At 68.1% G+C, this 20,624-nt stretch carries 16 protein-coding genes, 1 tRNA gene and 1 pseudogene; 9 read left to right on the top strand and 9 right to left on the bottom strand.

Features of this window, described 5'->3' with window-relative positions; translation table 11 throughout:
* Nucleotides 1–56: 56 nt before the first annotated feature.
* Entirely contained in the window at nucleotides 57–992 is a 936-nt protein-coding gene (locus LCL61_RS34900; protein ID WP_340683690.1) for a LysR family transcriptional regulator, read from the bottom strand.
* Between the two features lie 162 nt (nucleotides 993–1,154).
* Here LCL61_RS34900 and dnaE point away from each other — a divergent pair.
* Nucleotides 1,155–4,635: pseudogene (dnaE, locus tag LCL61_RS34895) on the top strand (DNA polymerase III subunit alpha).
* On the opposite strand, the gene LCL61_RS34890 reads toward dnaE, so the two are convergent.
* Nucleotides 4,607–5,116: a DinB family protein gene (locus LCL61_RS34890; RefSeq protein WP_340683689.1), complete on the bottom strand. Its 510-nt coding sequence runs from the start codon at nucleotides 5,114–5,116 to the stop codon at nucleotides 4,607–4,609. The pseudogene dnaE and the gene LCL61_RS34890 overlap by 29 nt on opposite strands.
* Before the next feature lie 54 nt (nucleotides 5,117–5,170).
* Between LCL61_RS34890 and LCL61_RS34885 the strand changes: the two genes are divergently transcribed.
* The 6 genes from LCL61_RS34885 to LCL61_RS34860 are packed head-to-tail and all read left to right on the top strand — an operon-like array spanning nucleotide 5,171 to nucleotide 10,530.
* Entirely contained in the window at nucleotides 5,171–5,944 is a 774-nt protein-coding gene (locus LCL61_RS34885) for an aminotransferase class IV family protein (protein ID WP_340683688.1), read from the top strand.
* A gap of 14 nt (nucleotides 5,945–5,958) precedes the next feature.
* Nucleotides 5,959–6,546, top strand: coding sequence for a short chain dehydrogenase (locus tag LCL61_RS34880; RefSeq protein WP_340683687.1), 588 nt, complete (start codon nucleotides 5,959–5,961; stop codon nucleotides 6,544–6,546).
* Between the two features lie 32 nt (nucleotides 6,547–6,578).
* Nucleotides 6,579–7,586 (top strand): methyltransferase, encoded by a 1,008-nt coding sequence (locus LCL61_RS34875; protein ID WP_340683686.1) that lies wholly within the window; start codon nucleotides 6,579–6,581, stop codon nucleotides 7,584–7,586.
* Nucleotides 7,587–7,618: 32 nt separating this feature from the next.
* Complete coding sequence (locus LCL61_RS34870; protein ID WP_340683685.1) at nucleotides 7,619–8,419, top strand: metalloregulator ArsR/SmtB family transcription factor; 801 nt, start codon at nucleotides 7,619–7,621, stop codon at nucleotides 8,417–8,419.
* A 5-nt stretch (nucleotides 8,420–8,424) separates the two neighbouring features.
* Nucleotides 8,425–9,036: a dihydrofolate reductase family protein gene (locus LCL61_RS34865; RefSeq protein WP_340683684.1), complete on the top strand. Its 612-nt coding sequence runs from the start codon at nucleotides 8,425–8,427 to the stop codon at nucleotides 9,034–9,036.
* Nucleotides 9,037–9,090: 54 nt separating this feature from the next.
* Nucleotides 9,091–10,530, top strand: a complete 1,440-nt coding sequence (locus LCL61_RS34860) for an ATP-binding protein (RefSeq protein WP_340683683.1) — start codon at nucleotides 9,091–9,093, stop codon at nucleotides 10,528–10,530.
* A 63-nt stretch (nucleotides 10,531–10,593) separates the two neighbouring features.
* Here the strand turns inward: LCL61_RS34860 and LCL61_RS34855 are convergent.
* Nucleotides 10,594–10,667 (bottom strand) — tRNA-Leu (locus LCL61_RS34855).
* Between the two features lie 124 nt (nucleotides 10,668–10,791).
* Here LCL61_RS34855 and LCL61_RS34850 point away from each other — a divergent pair.
* Nucleotides 10,792–11,013 carry a DUF3618 domain-containing protein gene (locus tag LCL61_RS34850; RefSeq protein WP_005165704.1) on the top strand — a complete coding sequence of 74 codons (222 nt, stop codon included), beginning with the start codon at nucleotides 10,792–10,794 and terminating at the stop codon, nucleotides 11,011–11,013.
* 3 nt (nucleotides 11,014–11,016) lie between these two features.
* Here LCL61_RS34850 and LCL61_RS34845 read toward each other — a convergent pair whose 3' ends face one another.
* Nucleotides 11,017–11,427: a hypothetical protein gene (locus tag LCL61_RS34845; protein ID WP_199745356.1), complete on the bottom strand. Its 411-nt coding sequence runs from the start codon at nucleotides 11,425–11,427 to the stop codon at nucleotides 11,017–11,019.
* Between the two features lie 233 nt (nucleotides 11,428–11,660).
* Nucleotides 11,661–12,218 (bottom strand): TetR/AcrR family transcriptional regulator, encoded by a 558-nt coding sequence (locus LCL61_RS34840; protein WP_192744090.1) that lies wholly within the window; start codon nucleotides 12,216–12,218, stop codon nucleotides 11,661–11,663.
* Nucleotides 12,219–12,340: 122 nt separating this feature from the next.
* Here LCL61_RS34840 and LCL61_RS34835 point away from each other — a divergent pair, with 122 nt between their 5' ends.
* Complete coding sequence (locus LCL61_RS34835; RefSeq protein ID WP_340683682.1) at nucleotides 12,341–13,801, top strand: NAD(P)/FAD-dependent oxidoreductase; 1,461 nt, start codon at nucleotides 12,341–12,343, stop codon at nucleotides 13,799–13,801.
* Between the two features lie 234 nt (nucleotides 13,802–14,035).
* Here LCL61_RS34835 and LCL61_RS34830 read toward each other — a convergent pair whose 3' ends face one another.
* From LCL61_RS34830 to LCL61_RS34815, 4 genes are all read right to left on the bottom strand, one after another.
* Entirely contained in the window at nucleotides 14,036–14,506 is a 471-nt protein-coding gene (locus LCL61_RS34830; protein WP_340683681.1) for a helix-turn-helix domain-containing protein, read from the bottom strand.
* Between the two features lie 257 nt (nucleotides 14,507–14,763).
* Nucleotides 14,764–16,170, bottom strand: coding sequence for an LCP family protein (locus LCL61_RS34825; protein ID WP_340688745.1), 1,407 nt, complete (start codon nucleotides 16,168–16,170; stop codon nucleotides 14,764–14,766).
* A gap of 378 nt (nucleotides 16,171–16,548) precedes the next feature.
* Nucleotides 16,549–18,711 (bottom strand): phospholipase A2, encoded by a 2,163-nt coding sequence (locus LCL61_RS34820; protein ID WP_340683680.1) that lies wholly within the window; start codon nucleotides 18,709–18,711, stop codon nucleotides 16,549–16,551.
* Between the two features lie 151 nt (nucleotides 18,712–18,862).
* Complete coding sequence (locus tag LCL61_RS34815; protein WP_340683679.1) at nucleotides 18,863–20,308, bottom strand: GGDEF domain-containing protein; 1,446 nt, start codon at nucleotides 20,306–20,308, stop codon at nucleotides 18,863–18,865.
* Nucleotides 20,309–20,624 lie beyond the last annotated feature (316 nt).

The raw sequence follows: 20,624 nt of genomic DNA, 5'->3' as shown, positions 1-20,624 counted from the left end.
TCTCCTTGCCTACCCTCAGGGTAGGCAAGGAGGCCTTCACGGACTTCCGGCCGCCCTCACTGATCCGCGCTCATGGCCTCCCGATCCGACGCCGGGAGCCAGTGCCGCTCCGGATCGAAGGGCCGGTAAGCGGAGCGGACGTGCTCGATCAGCAGCCGCAGCGTGGGGTGCCGGTTCTCGAGCCGCCACAGCAGGGAGAACGGGTACACCGGCGTCGGGTCGACGAGCGGGATCTGGACGACGTCCGGATGCCAGGGCACGTGCATCTTCGCGCCGACGAAACCCAGCCTGTCCTTCGACCCGCTCAGCACCTCGATGTGGTGTTCGAGCCCGAAATTCGGGCCGTCGGTGTCGACCAGGATGCCGAACTCGGGGCACAGTTCCTGCCAGAACTCCGCCCATTCGCTGGCCCGCGCGTTGTAGGGCATCCACGCCGTCAGGCCGTCGAGTTCCGCCATCGCGACCCGGCGCCGCCGTGCGAGCGGATGCCGCCGTCCGACCAGCAGGTTCGCCGGTTCCAGATAGGCGGGCGTGCGGTCGATCCCCGGGGACGGCACGGTGCTGACGCGGGCGAAGGCGGCATCGACGGACTCGGGCAGCAGGGACCTGCGTACCGCGCCCAGGCCGGGCGTGACGAGCTCCAGTTCGTCGTCGTGTTCGGCGTGGAAGGCCCGGATGACCTCCATGGTCGCCAGCCGCGTGCCGAGGACGTCGACGCGCAGCGCCCGCCGCCTGCCGTGAAGGCGCTCGACGGCCTGGTCCGCGAGGCTGATCAGCGCACGGGCGTGCTTGAGGAACTCCTCGCCGTCTTCGGTCGGCTCGGCCCCGCCGCGTGTCCGCGACAGCAGCCGCACGCCGAGATCCGACTCGAGTTTCGCGACGCGTTTGGAGATCGCCTGCTGGCTGACCTCCAGCCGGATCGCCGCCTCGCTGAAGTACCGGTCGTCGGCCACCGCGACGAACGCGCGCACCGCGCCCAGGTCCAGCTCCACTGCGCACTCCTTACAACGTCTGGTTGTCGACGGCCGCGTGTCGCTTGTTGGACAACACCGGCACGGCTTGGGTCCAATCGCCGCGTCGGACCGGAATCGTACAACCGTGGGGAGTGGCCGGTGGACTCCTTCGTGCACCTGCACGTTCATACCGAGTACTCGATGCTCGACGGCGCGGCCAAGATCGCGCCCCTGTTCGCGGAGGCCCAGCGGCTCGGCATGCCCGCGGTGGGCATGACCGACCACGGGAACCTGTACGGAGCGGACGAGTTCTACCGGCAGTCCGTCCAGGCGGGGCTCAAACCGGTGATCGGCATCGAGGCCTACCTCGCGCCGGAGTCCCGTTTCCACAAGAAGCCGGTGTTCTGGGGACGGCGTGGCGACGGTGGCGACGTCTCCGGTGGCGGCGCCTACACGCACCTGACCATGCTGGCGGAGAACGCGACCGGATTGCGGAACCTGTTCAAGCTGTCTTCGCTGGCCAGCCTGGAGGGCTACTACCGCAAACCCCGGATGGACCGGGAACTCCTCGCCCGGCACCACGAAGGCGTCATCGCCACCACCGGATGCCCGTCGGGCGAAGTGCAGACCAGGCTCAGGCTAGGCCAGCCGGAGGCGGCGATCCAGGCGGCGTCGGACTACCGCGACATCTTCGGCGCGGACGACTTCTTCCTCGAGTTGATGGACCACGGCCTCCCGATCGAGCGGTCCGTGCGGGACGGGCTGCTGGACATCGGGCGCAGACTCGGGCTGAAACCCTTGGCCACCAACGATTCGCATTACGTCACGCGGGATCAGGCGGCCGCGCATTCGGCGTTGCTGTGCGTCCAGTCCGGCAAGACCCTCGACGATCCCGGCCGGTTCAAGTTCGACGGCGACGGCTACTACCTCAAATCCGCGGAGGAGATGCGGGAGTACTGGGACACGGAAGTGCCGGGAGCGGCGGATTCCACGCTGCTCATCGCCGAACGGATCCGGCCCTACGACGACGTCTACCGGCACGTCGACCGCATGCCGGTCTTCGAGGTTCCCGACGGACACGACGAGGAGTCCTGGCTGCGCGAGGAGGTCGCGGCAGGGCTTCGCCGCCGTCTGCCGGACGGGGTCCCGGAGGCGTACCTCGCCCGCGCCGACTTCGAGATCGGTGTGATCGCCGGCAAGGGTTTCCCGGCGTACTTCCTGATCACCGCCGACCTGATGAACCACGCCCGTCGCGTCGGCATCCGGGTCGGGCCCGGCCGCGGTTCGGCGGCGGGCTCGCTCGTGGCGTACGCGCTCGGCATCACCAATCTGGACCCGATCGACCTCGGGCTGCTCTTCGAACGGTTCCTCAATCCCGAGCGGGTCTCCATGCCGGATATCGACATGGACTTCGACGACCGGCGCCGCGGCGAGATGATCAGGTACGCCACCGAAAAGTACGGTGCCGAGCACGTCGCCCAGGTGATCACCTTCGGCACCATCAAGACGAAGGCGGCCATCAAGGACTCCGCTCGTGTCCACTATGGACAGAGTGGGTACGCGATCGCGGACCGGATCTCCAAAGCGCTCCCGCCGCCCGTCGCGGCGAAGGACATCCCGCTCGCCGGGATCGTCGAGCCGGACCACGAGCGGTACGCCGAGGCGGCGGAGGTCCGCGCGCTGCTGGAAGGCGACGGCGAGGCGGCCAAGATCTTCGAGACCGCGCGCGGGCTCGAAGGCCTGATCCGCAACGCCGGCGTCCACGCCTGCGCCGTCATCATGTCGAGTGAACCGCTGCTCGACGCGATCCCGTTGTGGCGGCGGGACGACGGCGCGGTCATCACCGGCTGGGACTACCCGTCGTGCGAGGCCATCGGCCTGCTGAAGATGGACTTCCTCGGCCTGCGGAACCTCACCGTCATCGGTGACGCGCTCGACGACATCAAGGCCAACCGCGGCGAGGAGATCGACCTCGACACGCTCGGCGTCGACGATCCGGCGACCTACGAACTGCTCGCCCGCGGAGACAGTCTCGGCGTCTTCCAGCTCGACGGCGGCGCGATGCGGGATCTGCTGCGCAGGCTGAGGCCGACCGGTTTCGGCGACATCATCGCGGTGAACGCGTTGTACCGGCCGGGTCCGATCGCGATGAACACGCACAACAACTACGCGGACCGCAAGAACGGCAGGCAGCCGATCGAGTCGATCCATCCCGAACTGGCCGGGCCGCTGCGCGAGATCCTGGCCGAGACGCACGGCCTGATCGTGTACCAGGAACAGATCATGCGGATCGCGCGTGACGTCGCGGGATATTCCATGGGCCGGGCCGACGTGCTGCGCAAGGCGATGGGCAAGAAGAAGAAAGAGGTACTGGAGAAGGAGTTCAAGGGTTTCCGCGACGGCATGGTCGCCAACGGCTTCTCGCGCGAGGCCGTGCAGGCACTCTGGGACGCGATCCTGCCGTTCGCCGGCTACGCGTTCAACAAGTCCCACGCCGCCGGCTATGGCTTGGTCGGCTACTGGACCGCTTATCTGAAGGCGAACTACCCCGCCGAGTACATGGCGGGCCTGCTGACTTCGGTGGGGGACAACAAGGACAAGTCGGCGGTCTACCTCTCGGAATGCCGTCGGCTGGGAATCAAGGTGCTGCCGCCGGACGTCAACGAATCGGGGCTCCGGTTCTCGGCGGTGGGGGACGCGATCCGGTTCGGGCTGGGCGCGGTGCGCAACGTCGGGGCGAATGTCGCCGACTCGATCATCAAGACCCGGCGGGAGAAGGGGAAGTACGCGTCGTTCACCGACTTCCTCGACAAGTCGGAACTGGTGGCCTGCAACAAACGCATCATCGAGTCCCTGGCCAAGGCGGGTGCGTTCGACTCGCTCGGGCATACCCGGCTGTCGATACTGAGGGCGCACGAGGAGGCGGTGGACGCCGTGGTGCCGTTGAAGCGCAAGCAGGCGATGGGCCAGTTCGACCTCTTCGGCCCAGGCGAGAAGAGTGACGAGGGCACCTCTCCGCTCGCGCACCTCAAGCTCGGCGTCGAGGAGTGGCCGCGCAGGGAACTGCTCGCGCACGAACGGGAAATGCTCGGCTTATACGTGTCGGCGCATCCGCTCGACGGGGCGGAACGCGTTCTGCGCGGTCACGCGCCCCGCCCGATCGCGGCGATCCTCGACAATCCGCCGCGCGAGGGGGAACTGGTCGTCGCCGGGCTCATCACATCCCTGGAGCGCCGGGTGAACAAGAAGGGCGAGCCGTGGGCGATCTGCACGATCGAGGACCTCGACGCGGCGCTCGAAGTGCTGTTCTTTCCCCAAGGCGTATGCGCTGTTCGCGGCGGATCTCGCCGAGGACAACGCCGTCCGCGTCAGCGGGCGGGTGAACTGGCGGGAGGACAAGATGTCCGTGTTCGGCGGCGGTCTCGTGCCGCTCGATCTTTCCGCGGCGGACGACGGGGAACCGCCGCTGATCCTGCACGCGACCGCCCAGCGACTGACCGAGGACGCGGTCCTCGAACTGAAGCGGACTTTGCTGGCACACAAAGGACGAACGCCGGTCCGGGTGAAACTCGCCGAGACGGCGTACGCGCTCGACGACTACCCGGTCACCGTCAGTTCGATGCTCCTTGGCGAGCTGAAGTCCATCCCCGGCATCACACCGAGCTGCGCCGCAGCAACCTGAGCTGTCCGATCTCGGATACGTTCTTCATCAGTTCGGAGTTCACCCAGGCGACAGTGTGGGCGAAGGTCAGCCCGGCCTCCTCGCCCCACGGATAGGCGGAGGGCGCTTCGAGGTCGGCGTCGGTCAAGCGATCCAAGACGGCCAGCCATTCTTCGTGAAGCCCGCGCAGCCATTCGACGGTGGATTCTTCACCGGGCCAGGTGATCTCCTCGCGCTCGCGCGGAGTCCGCCCGTTCGCGTGATCCAGCGCGACACTCCACCACCAGCCGATATGCCAGGTGAGCCAGGCGATCGTGGGGACCGGGATGGGGTCGGGTTCGGTGTCGGCCCAGTCGGGAGTGCCGTCCGGCCGGATCGTCCAGCAAAGCGCCGACGGCTCCCAACGGAAGTCCGCCGGTTCGAGGTCGGCGAGGTGGTATTCGAACAACGACCAGGTCAGATCGAACTGCCAGCGCGACAGTTCGGTACGCGATGCGGACACCCGCGGGATCCTTCCTCCGGGACAGGGCGGCCGCAACCGGTTTACCGTGCGGGCATGACTCCTCATGTCGCGCGGCTGAACGGCCGGACGGCGACCGCCGAAGAGCTGGCGCCGCTCGCCTTCGCCGGTTTCGCGCACTTCACGGCCATGCAGGTGCGTGACGGCCGCGTGCGCGGTCTCGACCTGCACCTGGACCGGCTCCGGACCGCCTCGCTGGAGCTGTTCGGCGACGCCCTGCCCGACGACCGGATCCGTTCGTACGTGCGCGAGGCGCTGGAGCCCGGCCCGGCCGATGTCTCCCTCACCGTGACGATCCACCAGCCGGGGGACCTCGAAGTCCTGGTGCGCACCCGGCCGCCGGCGTCCGGTCCGGCGGGGCCGCTGGCGCTGACGGCCGTGGACCACGAGCGCGTCCTCCCGGCCATCAAGCACACCGGCGAGATGGCGAAGACGTACTTCCGGCGGCAGGCCATCGGCGAAGGATTCGACGACGCGGCGTTCGTCGACCGCCGGGGAAGGCTGAGCGAGGCGACGATCTGGAACCTCGCGTTCTGGGACGGCGATACGGTGGTGTGGCCCGACGCCGGCCTGCTACGGGGAACGACGATGGGCATCGTCCAGCGGCGGCTGGGCGCACTCGGCGTGCCGCAACGGATCCAGGAGGTCACGCTCGCGGACCTGCCGGGCCTCGGCGGCGCGGTGGTCATGAACTCGTGGACGCCGGGGATCGCGGTGCGCCGGATCGGTGCGGCGCCGCTGCCCTCCGCCCCGGCGTTCGTCGCGGCGCTGCGCCAGGCTTACGAATCCGAACCTCTCACGCGACCTTGAAGGGAAATACGCCGATGAAGATCCTCGTGGTCGGTGCCACCGGGACGATCGGGACCGCGGTCACCGAAGCGCTCACCGCGCGCGGCCACACCGTGCTCCCCGCGTCCCGCTCCGGTGAGATCAAGGTGGACGTCGAGCAGCCCGCCACGTTCGACGCGCTCTTCGCCGCCGAGCCGGGGATCGAGCACGTCGTATGCTGTGCGGGGAGCGGCTCGCTGGTGCCGGTCGACGACGGCACCGACGAAGAGTTCACCCAAGGGCTGCAAGGAAAACTGCTGGGGCAGGTATTACTGCTGCGGCGCGCGATCCCGCGTCTGCCGGACGGCGGCTCGATCACCCTGACCGCCGGCCGGATCCCCGAGACGTTGCGCGGCAGCGCTTTCGGAGTCCTGACCAACGCCGGTCTCGAAGCGTTCATCGCCGCGGCAGCCCGCGAGCTGCCCCGCGGTCTCCGGGTCAACGCCGTCAGCCCCGGCTGGGTGAGGGAAACCCTCGCCGCACTCGGCGAACCGGAAGGCGGCACCCCGGCGGCCGACGTCGCGCGGAGCTACGTCGAGGCCGTGGAGAACGCGGACCTCACGGGGCGCACGCTGGTGCCGTAACTCGCTTGACCGCGCTGCCACAGTGGACAGTCGTGACCACCCATGACAAGGACAGACAGGAATTCCTCCGGCTGACCGGGCTCGCGACGCCGATGGCGTTGCGGGTCGCCGTGACCTTGGGACTACCGGACAGGTTGTCCGGGCAAGGCGCGGCCGTCGACGATCTGGCGGCGGAGCTGGGCCAATCTCCGCTCGCTCTCGGCCTGTTGCTCGGACATCTCGCGACCCTCGGCGTCGTCGAGGCGACTCCGACCGGCTACCGCACCACCGACTATGGAGCGAAACTCCGCGCCGACGCCGGAAACGGTCTGGCCGGGCTCCTGGACATGAACGCCGCCGGCGGGCGGGGCGAGCTGGCGTTCGTCGAACTCGCGCACAGCATCGCCACCGGTCAGGCGGGGTACGTCCGCCGCTACGGCAAGGACTTCTGGACCGATCTCGCCGAGCAGCCCCATCTCCGGGAGACGTTCGACCGGCAGATGACCCAGCGGTTCCTGACGCAGGTGCCGAGGTTCGTCTCCGGGTTCGACTGGTCCCGGTTCGGCACGCTCGTCGACGTCGGCGGGGGTCACGGCAGCCTGCTCGCCGCGATCCTGAAGGCCAACCCCTCGATGCGCGGCCATCTCGTCGACCTCGCGCCGACCGCGACGGCCGCGGAACAGGAACTGCGCGCGCAGGGCCTCGAAGACCGCGTCGAGGTCACCGCGGGCAGCTTCTTCGACCCGCTCCCGGCCGGCGCGGACGCCTACCTGCTCTCCGACATCCTCCACGACTGGGACGACGAGCACGCCCAGCACATCCTGGCCCGCTGTGCCGAGGCGGCCGAGCCCGGAGGCCGGGTCCTCGTCATCGAGGCGGTCGGCGGGATCGGGGCGCAGACCGAGTGGGACCTGGTGATGCTCGTGCTCTACGGCGGCCGCGAGCGGCGCCTCGACGAACTTCGCGAGCTCGCCGCCGCGCACGGACTGGTCTTCGACTCCATCACCACGCTGACCGAGGAGCGAAGCCTGCTGGAGTTCCATCGCGAAGATATTCCTTGACAAGAATATTCGACTGCATGAATACTTCCGGCATGGAGCAGATCGCAGCAGCACTGGGAGACGGGGCGAGGCGGCGCATCGTCGAGCTTCTCGCCGAGCGGCCCCGGTCCGTCGGTGAGCTCGCCGAGCTGACCGGTCTGCGGCAGCCGCAGACCACCAAGCACCTGCAGACCCTCGCCCGCGCCGGCCTCGTGACGGTTTTCCCGCTGGGGCAGCGCCGGGTCTACGCGGCCGAAGCGGGCCCGCTGAAGGACTTCGATGAGCGGCTGCGGACGCTGATCGCGACCATCGAGGCGAACGAGGGCGAGCGAGACGTCCTCACGCGCTATCAGGCCGCGATCTCCGCGGACGCCGCCTCCGCGAAGCAGGACCGGTGGGCGGACGGGCGGGCGTTCTCGTTCGACCGTCTGCTCGCCGCTTCGCCGGACGCAGTCTGGCGGCATTGGATCGAGCCCGCGCTGCTCGCGTCCTGGTGGGCGCCGCCTTCGATGACCGTCACCGACTGCGTCATCGAGCCGCGGGCCGGGGGCCGGGCCGTACTCGACTACCGCGACGCGGAAGGGCGATACCGCTCCGCGGGCGAGGTCCGCGCCGCGACCGAACCCGAACACCTCGAATTCGGCCTCTCGGTACTGGACGCCAAGGGGGACGTCTTCTTCACCGGTCACTACGACGTGAAGTTCGCCGAGGCGCCGGGCGGGACCCGGCTCCGGCTCGATCTGCGCATCACCGAAACGGCCGTCGAGGCGGTCCCCTTCATCGCCGGGATCGAAACCGGCTGGGGTCAGGTGCTCGACAACCTCGCAGCTCGGCTCACTCACGAAAAGGACTGAACGACATGACGAACCCGACCGGCCGCCGCGTCACCGCGAACATCAGCCTCACCCTCGACGGCCACTACAGCGGCCCCGGCGGACCGGGCGACATGGGCGCGATCGTCTCGTACGCCACGACCGACGTCGCCCGTGCCCACCTCGCCCGCATCCACGAAAAGGCGACCACCGCGGTGCTCGGCAGGCTGAACGCCGAAGGATTCCTGGGCTTCTGGCCCACCATCGCCGCCGACGAGAACGCCGACCCGCGCGACCGCGCCTACGCGAAGTGGCTGGTGGACGCCGAAAAGGTCGTCTTCTCCACGACACTGACCGAAGCGCCCTGGGACCGCGCCCGCGTCGTGAACGCCCCCGTCGCCGACGTCATCGCCGGCCTGAAGGCGAACGGGGAAGGCGACATCCTGGTCAACAGCAGCGCCAGCGTCATCAAGGCCCTGCTCGCGGACGACCTGATCGACCGGCTGTACCTGATGATCTGCCCCGAGATCACCGGCGGCGGGCAGCGGCTGTTCGTCGACGGCCTGCCCGCGTCGAAGTGGGCGCTCGCTTACCAGGAGGCCGGGGAACTGGGGGAGATGGCGCTGGTCTACGACCGGGTGCTCAGTTGCTCACAGTGAAGTAAGATTCAATCTAAGTAAGATTCGATCATACTTAGATGAGGTCAAGGTTTCATGAGGTTTCAAGGACGTACGACCGATCTCGCTCTGCTGGACAGGCAGCTGCGGGTGGTCCGTGACGCGCTCGCCACCACTCCTGGGCAGGCCGTAATCGTCACCGGCCGTCGTCGAGTGGGGAAGTCGCGGCTGGTCCAAGAGTTCTGCGACCGCTCGGGCGTGCCGTACGTCGTGTTTCAAGCCTCTCGTGGACGTAATCCGGCGGCCGAGCGCGTCGACTTCGCCGCCGCGCTCGCCCAGTCCGGACTGCCTGGCGCGGATCTCGTCGCCGGCGCGACCGGTGCCGATTGGAACCAGGCCTTGCGTGGCCTGGCGGTCGCCGTTCCCGAGCACGAGCCGAGCATCGTCGTCCTCGATGAGGTGCCCTGGCTTGTCGAGCAGGACAGTGAGTTCGAAGGCGCCCTTCAGACCGTATGGGATCGGTACCTGTCCGCGAAGCCGGTGCTTTTGCTGCTCGTCGGCAGTGATCTGTCGACGATGGAGGCCCTCCAGGAGTATGGCCGCCCGTTCCACGGCCGTGCCGCCCGCATGCTCGTCCGCCCCCTCGATCCTGGTGACGTCCAGGAGATGACCGCGCTCGATTCGGCTGAGGCGATCGACGCCTTTCTGATCACCGGGGGTTTTCCCGAGATCGTCCAACGCTGGAAACCGGCCACCGATCGAGTGGCGTTCTTGCGCGACCAGCTCGCGGACCCGCTCTCGCCCTTGTTGATGGCCGGCGAGCTTTCCCTGCTCGGCGAAGTTCCCGAGCCGTCACACAGCCGCTCGGCCTTGGAGGCGATCGGAACCGGCGAACGCACGTTCAGCACGATCGCCAACCGGATCGGCGCCGGCGATCCGATCCCTTCAGGCACTCTCGCGCCGATCCTCAGCGTGCTGACGGCCAAACGCATCGTCGCCGTCGACACCCCCTTGGCCGTTCGCCCCGACACCAAGAACAAGCGCTACCGGATCGAAGACTCGTACCTGCGGTTCTGGCTCACCTTCTTGCAGCGGGGAATCGCCGAGGTCGAACGTGGCCGCGGCGATCTGGTGGCCGCGCGGATCGAGCGATCATGGACCTCTTGGCGTGGCCGAGCCGTCGAGCCGGTCGTTCGTACCGCGCTTGCCCGGCTGTTGCCTGACGAGCGGCTCCCTGGAGCCGAGTTCGTCGGCGGTTGGTGGAACCGGCAGAACAACCCGGAGATCGACCTGGTCGGCGCCGATCGTGAGCGACCCGCGGCGACCCGCATCGCGTTCACCGGATCCATCAAGTGGCTGGAAAACGACTTCTTCGGGAAGCGCGAGCTGGAGAACCTCATCGCCGGATCCATGTCGATCCCAGGGCGCGACCACACCACTCCGCTGATTGCCGTCTCTCGCGCGGGTGTTGAAGAAGGTCTGCCGCTGGCTGCGACTTTCGGTCCGGATGAGCTCATCAAGGCGTGGCGGCGTTGAAGCTCGTGAGTGGTGACGACGCTTGGAACCGTCCTCGGCCGCTCGCGAGGGAGTGAGGTTGAGTGGGCCCGGAGAGACTCGAACTCTCACTGGCACGGACCTAAACCGTGTGCCTCTGCCAATTGGGCTACGGGCCCCAGCACTGCCCCGAAATCGTAGCGTGCGACACGATCGGCGTTTCTCGGCGTGGCCGGTGCCACGGCGAGGGGAGGTGTCCTCTAACGTGGGCTTCCAGCAAGTCCGTCGCGGCGAGGAGGACACGTGGCTCGCGATCCCGAGACCATCGAGCGTGAGATCGAGCAGGCCAGGAACGCGCTGGTCGCCACGCTCGACCAGCTGGGCACGAAGGCGAACCCCGCGAAGCTGGTGGATTCCGCGAAGACCGGTCTGCGCGCGAAGCTGGACGAGCCCAAGGTGAAGTACCCGCTCATCGGCGGGGCGGTGCTGATCGGCGTGCTGCTGATCCGCAAACTCCTGAAGTAGGTCTCAGGAGGTCTGAGCCGCCTTGGCGGGTGTCTTGGCAGGCTCGGACTTCTCCTTGGACTTCGCCTCGTCGACGGCCTTCGGGAGTTCCTTGCCCTGCGGCACCGGGGGCTTGCCGCCGGTCTTCTCCTTGGCTTTGCCGTTCGCCGGCGGAGGAACCTCGAGTGGTTCGATCTCCGGAAGCGTGAGCCTCGCCGTCATGTAGGCGGCGGTGAACTCGAGCGCGCTGCCGTTGAGCAGGTGCACCACCGTCGAATGTTCCGGCGGGGACAGTTTCTCGACCAGCTGGTCGGCCCGGTCCCGTGCCGCGATGATGCCCGGCGCACGACCGGTCAGTTCCTTGCCGGAGCCGCTGACCGTTATCTTCCAGTCGTCGTCCTCCTGGACGTACGACGCGGTGATCGGTTCGGTCATCCGCCTCACCCCTCTCCTCGCGAGCAAGCGTCACTCAATGGACTTCGTCACGCCGCCGTCATGACGCCACTTTCGGGTGGTGGCGCCCCCTCCTGACGGAGGCCGCGACTGTCCATCAGACTTTCTACAGTGTCATCGATACAGTAGGACAACTCTGTGTCACAAGACACTGGCGGCAATGTGCTCTGAGTGACGACCGAATGGCCTAATGCACGAGCATCTTCACAGTCGTTTCAGCGGGCCCGCGCGGACAGGCCTGACCAGAGGACATCCATGGCGTATCCGGTCGCGGTTTCGGGGCTGACGTCCTCGTGTCGTTCGCACCAGATCGCGAGCCGCTCGCACGCGCCGACGACGAACTCCGCGGACGCCTCGGCGCGGAGGTCGTCTCCCGCGTCGAAGTAGTCACCCATCAGTGCGGCGATCAGGTCGGTCTGCTGGCGCCGGGTCTGCTCGATCTCGTCGGCGGCGCCGGTCCCGATCAGTGCCATCTCGTGGCGGAGCAGCGACCAGGCCTGCCGTCGTTCCCGGATGAAGACGAAGAAGGCGAGCAGTCCGCGCCGCAGCGCGTCCTCGGCGGACGTCGCGCCGACGGTCGCCCGTTCGGTGACCTCGCGCAGCGCCGCCCGCGACTGCTGGATGCAGGCCAGCAGCAGCCCCTCTTTCGAGTTGAAGTACTCGTAGAGCATCGGCTTGGAGACCCCGACGCGTTCCGCGATGTCGTCCATCGAGGCCGCGCTGTAGCCGCGTTCGGCGAAGACCTCTTCGGCGATTTCGATCATCTGCCGCATCCGCTCTGCTCGTGGCATGCGTTTGCGCTTCGCCGTCGTCACCACAACACTCTACCGAAGGTAACCTACTTCGAGTAAGGTGAACTCCCGGTAACAGGTAAAACGAACGAGAGGCCGGGGTCATGGGCAACCGCACCGAGACCGGTGTCGTCATCGTCGGGACCGGCTTCTCCGGGCTGGGCATGGCCATTCAGCTGCGCAAAGAGGGCCGCGAGGACTTCGTCATCCTGGAGAAGGCCGACGACGTGGGCGGCACGTGGCGGGACAACACCTACCCCGGCTGCGCCTGCGACATCCCCTCGCATATGTACTCGTTCTCGTTCGAGCAGAACCCCGGCTGGTCCCGCGCGTACTCGCCGCAGCCGGAGATCTGGCAGTACATGCGCGACGTCGCCGCGAAGTACGACCTGCACCGCTTCATCCGCTTCGGCCAGGAGATGACCGGCGCCCGCTGGGACGCGGACGAGAACCGCTGGCACGTCGCCTCGAAGTCGGGGGACGAATTCGTCGCTCCCGCGCTGGTCGCCGGGGTCGGCGCGCTGCACCTGCCGCAGATTCCAAAGCTGCCCGGTATCGAGCGCTTCAAGGGCCGCGCCTTCCACTCGGCGCAGTGGGAACACGACTACGACCTCACCGGCAAACGCGTCGCCGTGGTCGGCACCGGCGCGAGCGCGATCCAGTTCGTGCCTCGGATCGCCAAGGACGTCGCCGAGCTGACGCTCTTCCAGCGGACGCCGCCGTGGATCATGCCGAAGCCGGACCGCGAGATGCCGGAAGCCCTCCGGAAGACGTTCAGCTCGGTGCCGCTGCTGCAGCGTGCCTTCCGCAATGTCCTCTACTGGGGCCTCGAAGCCCGCGCGATCGGCTTCAATGGGCAGCCGTGGGTGATGAAGATCGGCCAGCGCATCGCGAAGCGCAACATCCACAAGAGCGTCAAGGACCCGGAGCTGCGCCGGAAGCTGACGCCGGACTACACCATGGGATGCAAGCGGGTCCTGGTCTCCAACGACTACTACCCGGCGCTCGCGCGGGACAACGTCGACGTCGTCACCGACGGCGTGAAGGAGGTCCGCGAGCACAGCGTCGTCGACGGCGCCGGTGTCGAGCACGAGGTCGACGCGATCATCTACGGCACCGGATTCCACGTCACCGACGCCTTCGACGACCTGGAGATCATCGGCCGCGACGGGCGCAACCTCGGCAAGGAGTGGGCGACCGAGGGGATGCGGACGTATCAGGGCATCACGGTGTCCGGCTTCCCGAACCTGTTCTTCCTGCTCGGCCCGAACACCGGGCTGGGGCACAACTCCGTGGTGTTCATGATCGAAGCGCAGATCTCGTACGTCGCGCAGGCGCTGCGGCTCGCGCGTGGCAAGGCGCTCGACCCGCGGCCGGAGGCGCAGGAGCGCTTCAACGGCGAGATCCAGCGCAAACTCGCCAAGGGCATCTGGACCCAGGGCGGCTGCAAGAGCTGGTACCTCGACGCGAAGGGCGTCAACCGCACGATCTGGCCGGGCTTCACCTGGCGGTACTGGCTCGACACCCGCAAGGTGCGCCGCGAGGACTACGAACTCCTCGGCTGAGCCGGAACGCGCGTGAAGGCCCCCTTCCCTCGGCTCAGCCGAGGGAAGACCACGCTGCTGCATCTGCTCGCCGGGATGAAGAAACCGACGGCGGGNGCACCTTCGCCAGCAAGGTGCGCAGCTTCACCTTCCCTCGGCTCAGCCGAGGGAAGGGGGCCTTCACGCGAAGAGGGGAAGGGTCCGTGAAAGCCAAGATGGGGGGCATGGCCTTCACGGACCCGGGGAATGCCGCGCTCATGAGGGGTTGAGCCGGCGAAGCCTTCCGATGAGATCGACGGTGGGGATGCCGCAGAGTTCGGCCATCCGTTCCAGTGCCGCGAGGTCGAGATGGACCTCGGCGGAGCCGTTGTCGCTCGACCGTTTGAGCCGGTCGTTCGCCCACCGCCGCAGCGGGAGCAGTTCTTCTTGCTCGTCCTTGATCACCTGGCGCAGGTCGACCCGGACCCGGCCCGGTTCGTCCACGAACACCCGGCGATGCACCTTGGCCAGCAGGTCCTGTGGCAGCTCGTCCATCGCGACGCACAGTTCGACCAGTCGCACCACGGAACAGTGCCGGGTGCCCAGCTCGTAGGTGGCCAGCGTCTGGAGCGAGATCTCGCTTTGCAGATGCTGGTTCAGTTCCTTGCGTGTCCAGCCACGTTTGCGGCGGAGCTTGCGGAGCTCGTCTCCGAGTATCCGCTGATAGCTCTCAGCGTCGATCAGCACTCCCCATCCCCTGCCTTGCCAACCTTCTCCACCGCTCGCCCCGTGTGACAAAACCGGGGACGAGCGCGCTCACGTGTATGAAAGTCGGCGGGGCCGTCGCTCTTACGCGATTTCGGGGGTGGTTTTCCTGTCGATTTTGGCTCGCTGGGCCGAATGGGTGAAGGAATGGGGTGTGGACAGGGTGTTTCGGTGGGCCTCAGGGGGCGTCAGTGGTGTACGACACGTTCCCGAGGTGGCGCCGCCGGAGTAGGAGCGCGTCAGTTGACGCAGGGCACGCCTTCGGCGGTGATCGGCTTCTCGTCGGACTGCTCGGGCGGGGGTGCGGCGGCCGACGAACCGGCGGCGTTCTGCGAGGAGCCGGAGCCCTCGGCGCCGCTCGGCGCCTTGAAGTCCGAGCCGAGGAAGACCATCACGTGCCCGGCCTCGACGCTCTTGTCCTCCTGGACGGTCGGGTTGCCGCCGAGCGCGTCGGCGACCGCCTGGCCCGCCGCCTTCTCGCCCTTGGCGACCCAGACCACCGTCTTCTTGCGCGCGCTCGCGGTGGCCGTGTCGCCCGCGGTGAAGCCCTTGTCGACGAGCTGCTTCAGCACCGACGAGGCCAGCCCGTCGCGGTTCGTCGAGTTGCGGACGTCGACCGTGGTCGCCTTGTTGGGCGACTCGGCGGGCGGAGCTTGCTGCTGTTCGCCCGGCTGCGGGCCCGCGAGCCCCTGGACGAAGTTCTTCACCTGCTTCGGGTCGACCTGGATGGCGACGCCGTCGTTCGGGGTCTTGTACTCGATGTTGACGATCGGGATCGTCCGGAACTCGAGCTGGCCGCCGGTCAGGCTCTTCATCTGCTGCGCGAAGCCGAAGACGTCCCAGTTCTGGTTGAGCACGACCGACTTCTTGATGGCCGTGATCAGGTCGTTGAGCTTGCCGGGGTTCGCGAGCGTGCCCGCCGACAGCACCTTCCGCGCCATCCCGGCCATGAACACCTGCTGCCGGACGACGCGGTCGAGGTCGCCGCGCGGCAGCCCGTGCCGCTGCCGGACGAAGCCGAGCGCCTCGACGCCGGAGATGGTGTGCGGGCCCTTGGTGAACTTCGCGCCGGAGAACTGGTCGTTGACGTCGTTGTTGAGGCAGACGTCGACCCCGCCGATGGCCTGCGTGATCTCGCTGAAGCCCAGCAGGTTGATGGCGGCGTAGTTGTCGATGGTCGAGCCGGTCAGCTGCTCGACCGTCTTGATCAGGGTCTTCGCCCCGGCCTCGTTGGCCTTCTGGTCGAGTTCCTTCGGGTCGGAGACGCCGTTCTCCTGCTGCTTCTTGCGCTCGTCGAGCATCGCGCGGGCGTAGGCCGAGTTGATCTTGTGCTTCCCGTAGCCGCCGGGGATGTCGACGTAGGAGTCGCGCGGCAGCGAGATCGCGACGGCCTTGGAGCCGTCGTTCGGGATGTGCACGAAGATCAGCGAGTCGGTGTTCAGCTCGCCGTCGGCCTGCCCGGCGCGCAGCTGGGCCAGCACTTCCTTCGACAGCGGGTTGCCCTGCGCGTCCGTGCGGCTGTCGAGACCGACGAGCAGGATGTCGCGGGCGCCGTCGGCGGGCTTCTCGCCTTCGTCCGCGCCGATGCCGACGTTCGCGAAGGTCAGGCCGTCCATCGCGGCCCACGCGTACCCGGTCAGGCCCATCACCAGCAGCGAGACCAGCCCGAGAGCGATCTTGGGGCCGCGGAACGACCGCCGGCGCGGTGCCGGGCGCCGGGGCGGCATGCCCGCGGCCTGACGGGCGGGCGCCGGGCGGGCACCCCGGGGCGGGGCCGGTCGGGAAGGAACGCGTCCGGGCGCGTCCTGCCTAGGCCGGGCGGGACGTCGATCCCCATGCCCATTCCGAGGCGGGTACTCCACGCGGTCTGCTCCTTCTGGTCGTTACCGGTTCGACGGTCTCTTCAAGGGACGCATGGTGCCTGTTGCGGGTTGTCGCAGGATTACACATCCCCCCGAAGATGTGGCACGCACCACCGGTTTCCTCGTAATGGTACGGAGAATGCCTGGTCAGCGCCGTATGGATCAGGGGAGGACACGCCGGGCCGCGCGGGCCGGGACCAGTGTGGCGGCCGCCGCGAGCATCGCGACGACGATCGTCGCGACCGGCAGGGCGACGGACGCGGCGCTCACCTGCTTCCCATCGAGGGCGGTCATCAAGGGCGGCGCGCACGCGACCGCGCAGACGAGCCAGGTCCCGGTCATCCGGCTGGTGCCGTTCCGCACGGTGTGCAGCAGGTACACCCCGAGCAGCAGGTTGACCAGGCTCTGGACCGGGCCGAACCGAATCCCGAGGAGGTCGGCGTCGGCGGACGCGCCACCGAAACGGGTCAGGGCGAACCCGAACACGCCGAGCATCGCGTACGCCATCCCGACCGTGGCCGCCGCGCGGCAGAAGACCGTGGCCCGCAGGCCCGGCTCGTCGACCGTCCGCTGTTGCGGCCCCGAATGCCGCTCGAACCACCAGAAGACGAGCACGGCGGGCACGGCCAGCAGCGCCATCGCGAGCAGGACCCTCGGGCGCGCCAGCCAGCTGAGCCCGTCCACGAACGGCCCCGGCAGGTAGACGACCGCCACGAGCAGCAGCATCGCGGACAGGAAGCCGAGGTACAGGCTCATCGGGGCGCGCAGCACGAGGCGGGCGGTGGCGGCGACCGCGGGACGGCCGCCGAGCCGGGCCAGCGGCCGCGCGAGCAGGCCGAGGAGCGCGAGCTGCACCAGGCCGAGCAAGAGCACTCCCCACGGCGGACCCGACAGGGCCGCCGGGGCGCCGGGCCCGCCGAGCAGCATCGGCCCTTCGCCGCGGACGGCGACCGCGAGACCCAGCCCGGCCGCGCCGGTGAACGCCGTCACCACGAGGGCGGCACGCGGCAGGCGGACGCCGTCGGCGTGGGCGAACGCCAGTTGCTGGACGAACAGGGCGAGGAACAACGTCTCCGCGTAGCGCGGGACGGCCGAACCGGACCACTGCGCGGCGGCCTCGCTCGCCAAGGTCAAGGCCAGTAGCCCGGCGACGGAGGCGGTCCGCGTCCGGCGATACAGAGTCAGCAGCGCCGGGGCGAGGACGACGGTCAGCAGGAAGACCCCGAGCAGCCAGAGCGGATGCAGCGCGATCCGCATGACGGTGGCGTTCGTGCCCGTCGGGATCCCCAGTACCTCCAGCGCGAGGGGCACGACCAGCGCGACGACAGCGAAGATCAGCGCCGGGCGCAGCAACGGGCTCGCGCGGTCGGCGAGGTACTGCGGGTAGCGGCCGCCGGTCGCGCGGATCGACCGCCAGCCGGCCTCGTTGATCCGGCCGACCGCGAAGAAGATGAGCGGGCAGAGCTGGGCGAGCCAGGTGAACGGCCACAACGACCGCTCCGGCGCCCCCGCCCAGTGCGCGAGCGCGACGGCGGATTCGCCGAGCAGCATGAGGACGACACCGGTGACCCCGAGCAACGCCCACCGGCCGACCGGGACGACCGGCCGCGGCTCGGCCGGGAGCGTGACGGCTGCCCGGCGGTTGCGAACCCAGCCGCGCAGCCGGAACACCAGCAGGGCGCCGATCACCAGCACGCCGACGATCATCGGGCCGAGCGGGTCGCCGACCGGCGGCCCCCAGCGCTGATGCCAGGAGTTGAGCACGAGACCGGCCGTATAGAGGGAGGCGACGACGTCGCAGGTGCCGCGCGAGTCCATCGGGTTGAGGACGCAGGCGTTGTGCATGTCCGCCGAGAGCCGGTCGTCGAGCGAGGCCCTGGCCTCCTGACCGAGCGGGTGCCCCTTGCGTTCGGCGTAGCGGAGGATGTCGTAGCCCAGGTCGTGCGCCTTGCAGGGGACCGCGTAGTCCCACTTGGTGTTGTCGTCGCCCCAGGGCGCCGAGCATCCACCGTCGGTGTGGACGGCGCGCACGGTGCCGTCGCGTGCCGTCATCACCCCCGGGGTGATCCCGCTGACCGCGGTGAAGTCGGCGGGCAGTGCGGCGATCGCGTTCTCGACCGGGCCCGGCCGCACCAGCGCGTCGACCGCGTTCTGCGCGGCGAGGATGTCTCCCGTCGGTGGCCCCTGGTCCGGCGGCGAGGCGGGCCGTGACGCGATCAGCCCGAAGCCGAACACCAGCACGGTGACCAGCAGCAACCAGCCCGAAGTCGACCACGGCCGCCGGATCCGGGCAGGACGAGCGGCGGCTTCGGCTGTCGCTGGCATGGCGTCCAGGGTGCCATCCGCCGATCAAGGCCGACATCCGGATAACCCCCGAGTCGCCCCCGGATGGGTGACCAGGGGCTGAAGGACGCTATACCCGCATGCGACGCGGCGAAGGGCCCTTTCACCACTTGGGATGAGGTGAAGGACGCTTTCAGCCCTCGTCGGTGGGTGGCGGAGGGGTGGGCCGGTCCACGTCCTGGGCGAAGCGCACCTGGTTGCGGCCGTTCTCCTTGGCCACGTAGACGGCGGCGTCGGAGGCGTGCAGGAGTTCCTCCAGGGATTCACCGTGACGAGGGAACAAGGCTGCCCCGATCGAGGCGGTGCGGCCCGAGATGGTCACCCGGCTGCCCCTTTTGTCGGTAGTCACTATATGCAGTTCGGCGATAGCACTGCGCACTCGCTCGGCGGCGAGTTTGGCCGCCGTTTCGTCGATATCCGGCAGGAGTACGAGGAATTCCTCACCGCCGAAGCGGCCGATGACGTCGGCGGGCCGGGTGACCTCGTCCAATTTCCGCGCCACATCGCGGAGGACGTCGTCGCCCGCCGGATGTCCATATGTGTCGTTAATCCACTTGAAGTGGTCGAGATCAATCATCAGAAGGGCCAGGTTGTCGTCCGATCGGGCAGTCCGTCCGAGCGCCCGATCGGCCGACTCCGACCATCCGCGCATGTTGAGAACACCGGTTTTCGGGTCCGTCCGCGCGTCGTTTTGCAGTTGGTCGATCTCGGCGAGGCGATTGAACACCACCGTCACCACGGCCATCACGATCACCATCGGTGGCATGATCAACAGCAGTACCGCGGTGACCGCGCCGAGGCCGATCGTGATGGCCTCCAGCAGGTTGTCCGCCGCGTTGCCGAGCACTGTGGAGATCGACGGCCGCTTCGGCGAGCCGAGCGCGAGGATGCCGCCGATGTAGGCGATCTGCACCGCTTCGAAGACCATTCCGGTGACGATCAGGACACCGAACTCGCCGAGGGTGTCCCAGCCGGAGATCCGTCCCCATTCATGCGGCCCGAACGCCGCGAAGGTGAGCGATGCCAGTGTCACCGAAACGCCGTGGGTGACCGACGAGAACACGAAGTTGTGCGCGGGACGGCGGGCGATGAACCAATGCTGGATCCGGACGATCGCGATGATGGAAAGCGTGAGCGAAAGCGGCAGGATCACCGCGGCGGGAAATGTCCATACCGCGGTGAGGTCGATGAGGACGGTGCGGCTCCGATCGCGCCGCCTTTCCTCTTGTCGCTGGGTGAGCTGAATATGTGCCGTGGCGCCGACCGCGAGAATGGCGAAACGAACCCAGTCAGTTCTTCCCGGATTCGTGGAATTCATCGTCGCGACGACCATGATCGCGATTCCGACGACCTCCATCGCGAAAAGGAACGCGATGAATCGCTTCGGCCGCTGCCACAGCGCCCACGCCCTGGGATCGTAGGGATGACGTTCCGGTGGCGCGGCCTGGTCACCTTCCGGACTCGCCTGCCCGCGTTCGGTCACCGGTACACCGCTCTGGGCGGCGGGTGTCGCCGTCGCGTCGTCAAGGTCGCCGGTGCCGTCACCGTGCTGGCGGCGGTCACCGGTCTCGGCTGGCAATTGCTACCTCTTTTCCGCGCGGACGGCACGGCTGAGTAATCTCACCGGTACCGACTGATACACCGTTCGTATTCCACGGCCGGTATCATCCCATCGCATCGGTTGTCCGACACCGGCAAGGGTGCCCGCGAACACGGACCGGAGGTGCCAATCGTGTCCCGTGATTTCTGATCTTGGCAACTGAATGTTTTTCGAGACGTGACGCGGAAGGGGTGACGGATAGTGTCCAGTCGTGACTTCTGAGCCCGGACAAGGTATTAGTTCGCAGCAACGAGGTGGCCGGGAGGTGTGTGACCGTGTCGAGCCGTGACTTCTG

It is taken from the genome of Amycolatopsis coloradensis, assembly GCF_037997115.1.
Classification (GTDB): domain Bacteria; phylum Actinomycetota; class Actinomycetes; order Mycobacteriales; family Pseudonocardiaceae; genus Amycolatopsis; species Amycolatopsis coloradensis_A.
The sequence above is the reverse complement of the archived record's forward strand: the minus strand, read 5'-3'. Positions and strand labels throughout refer to the sequence as shown.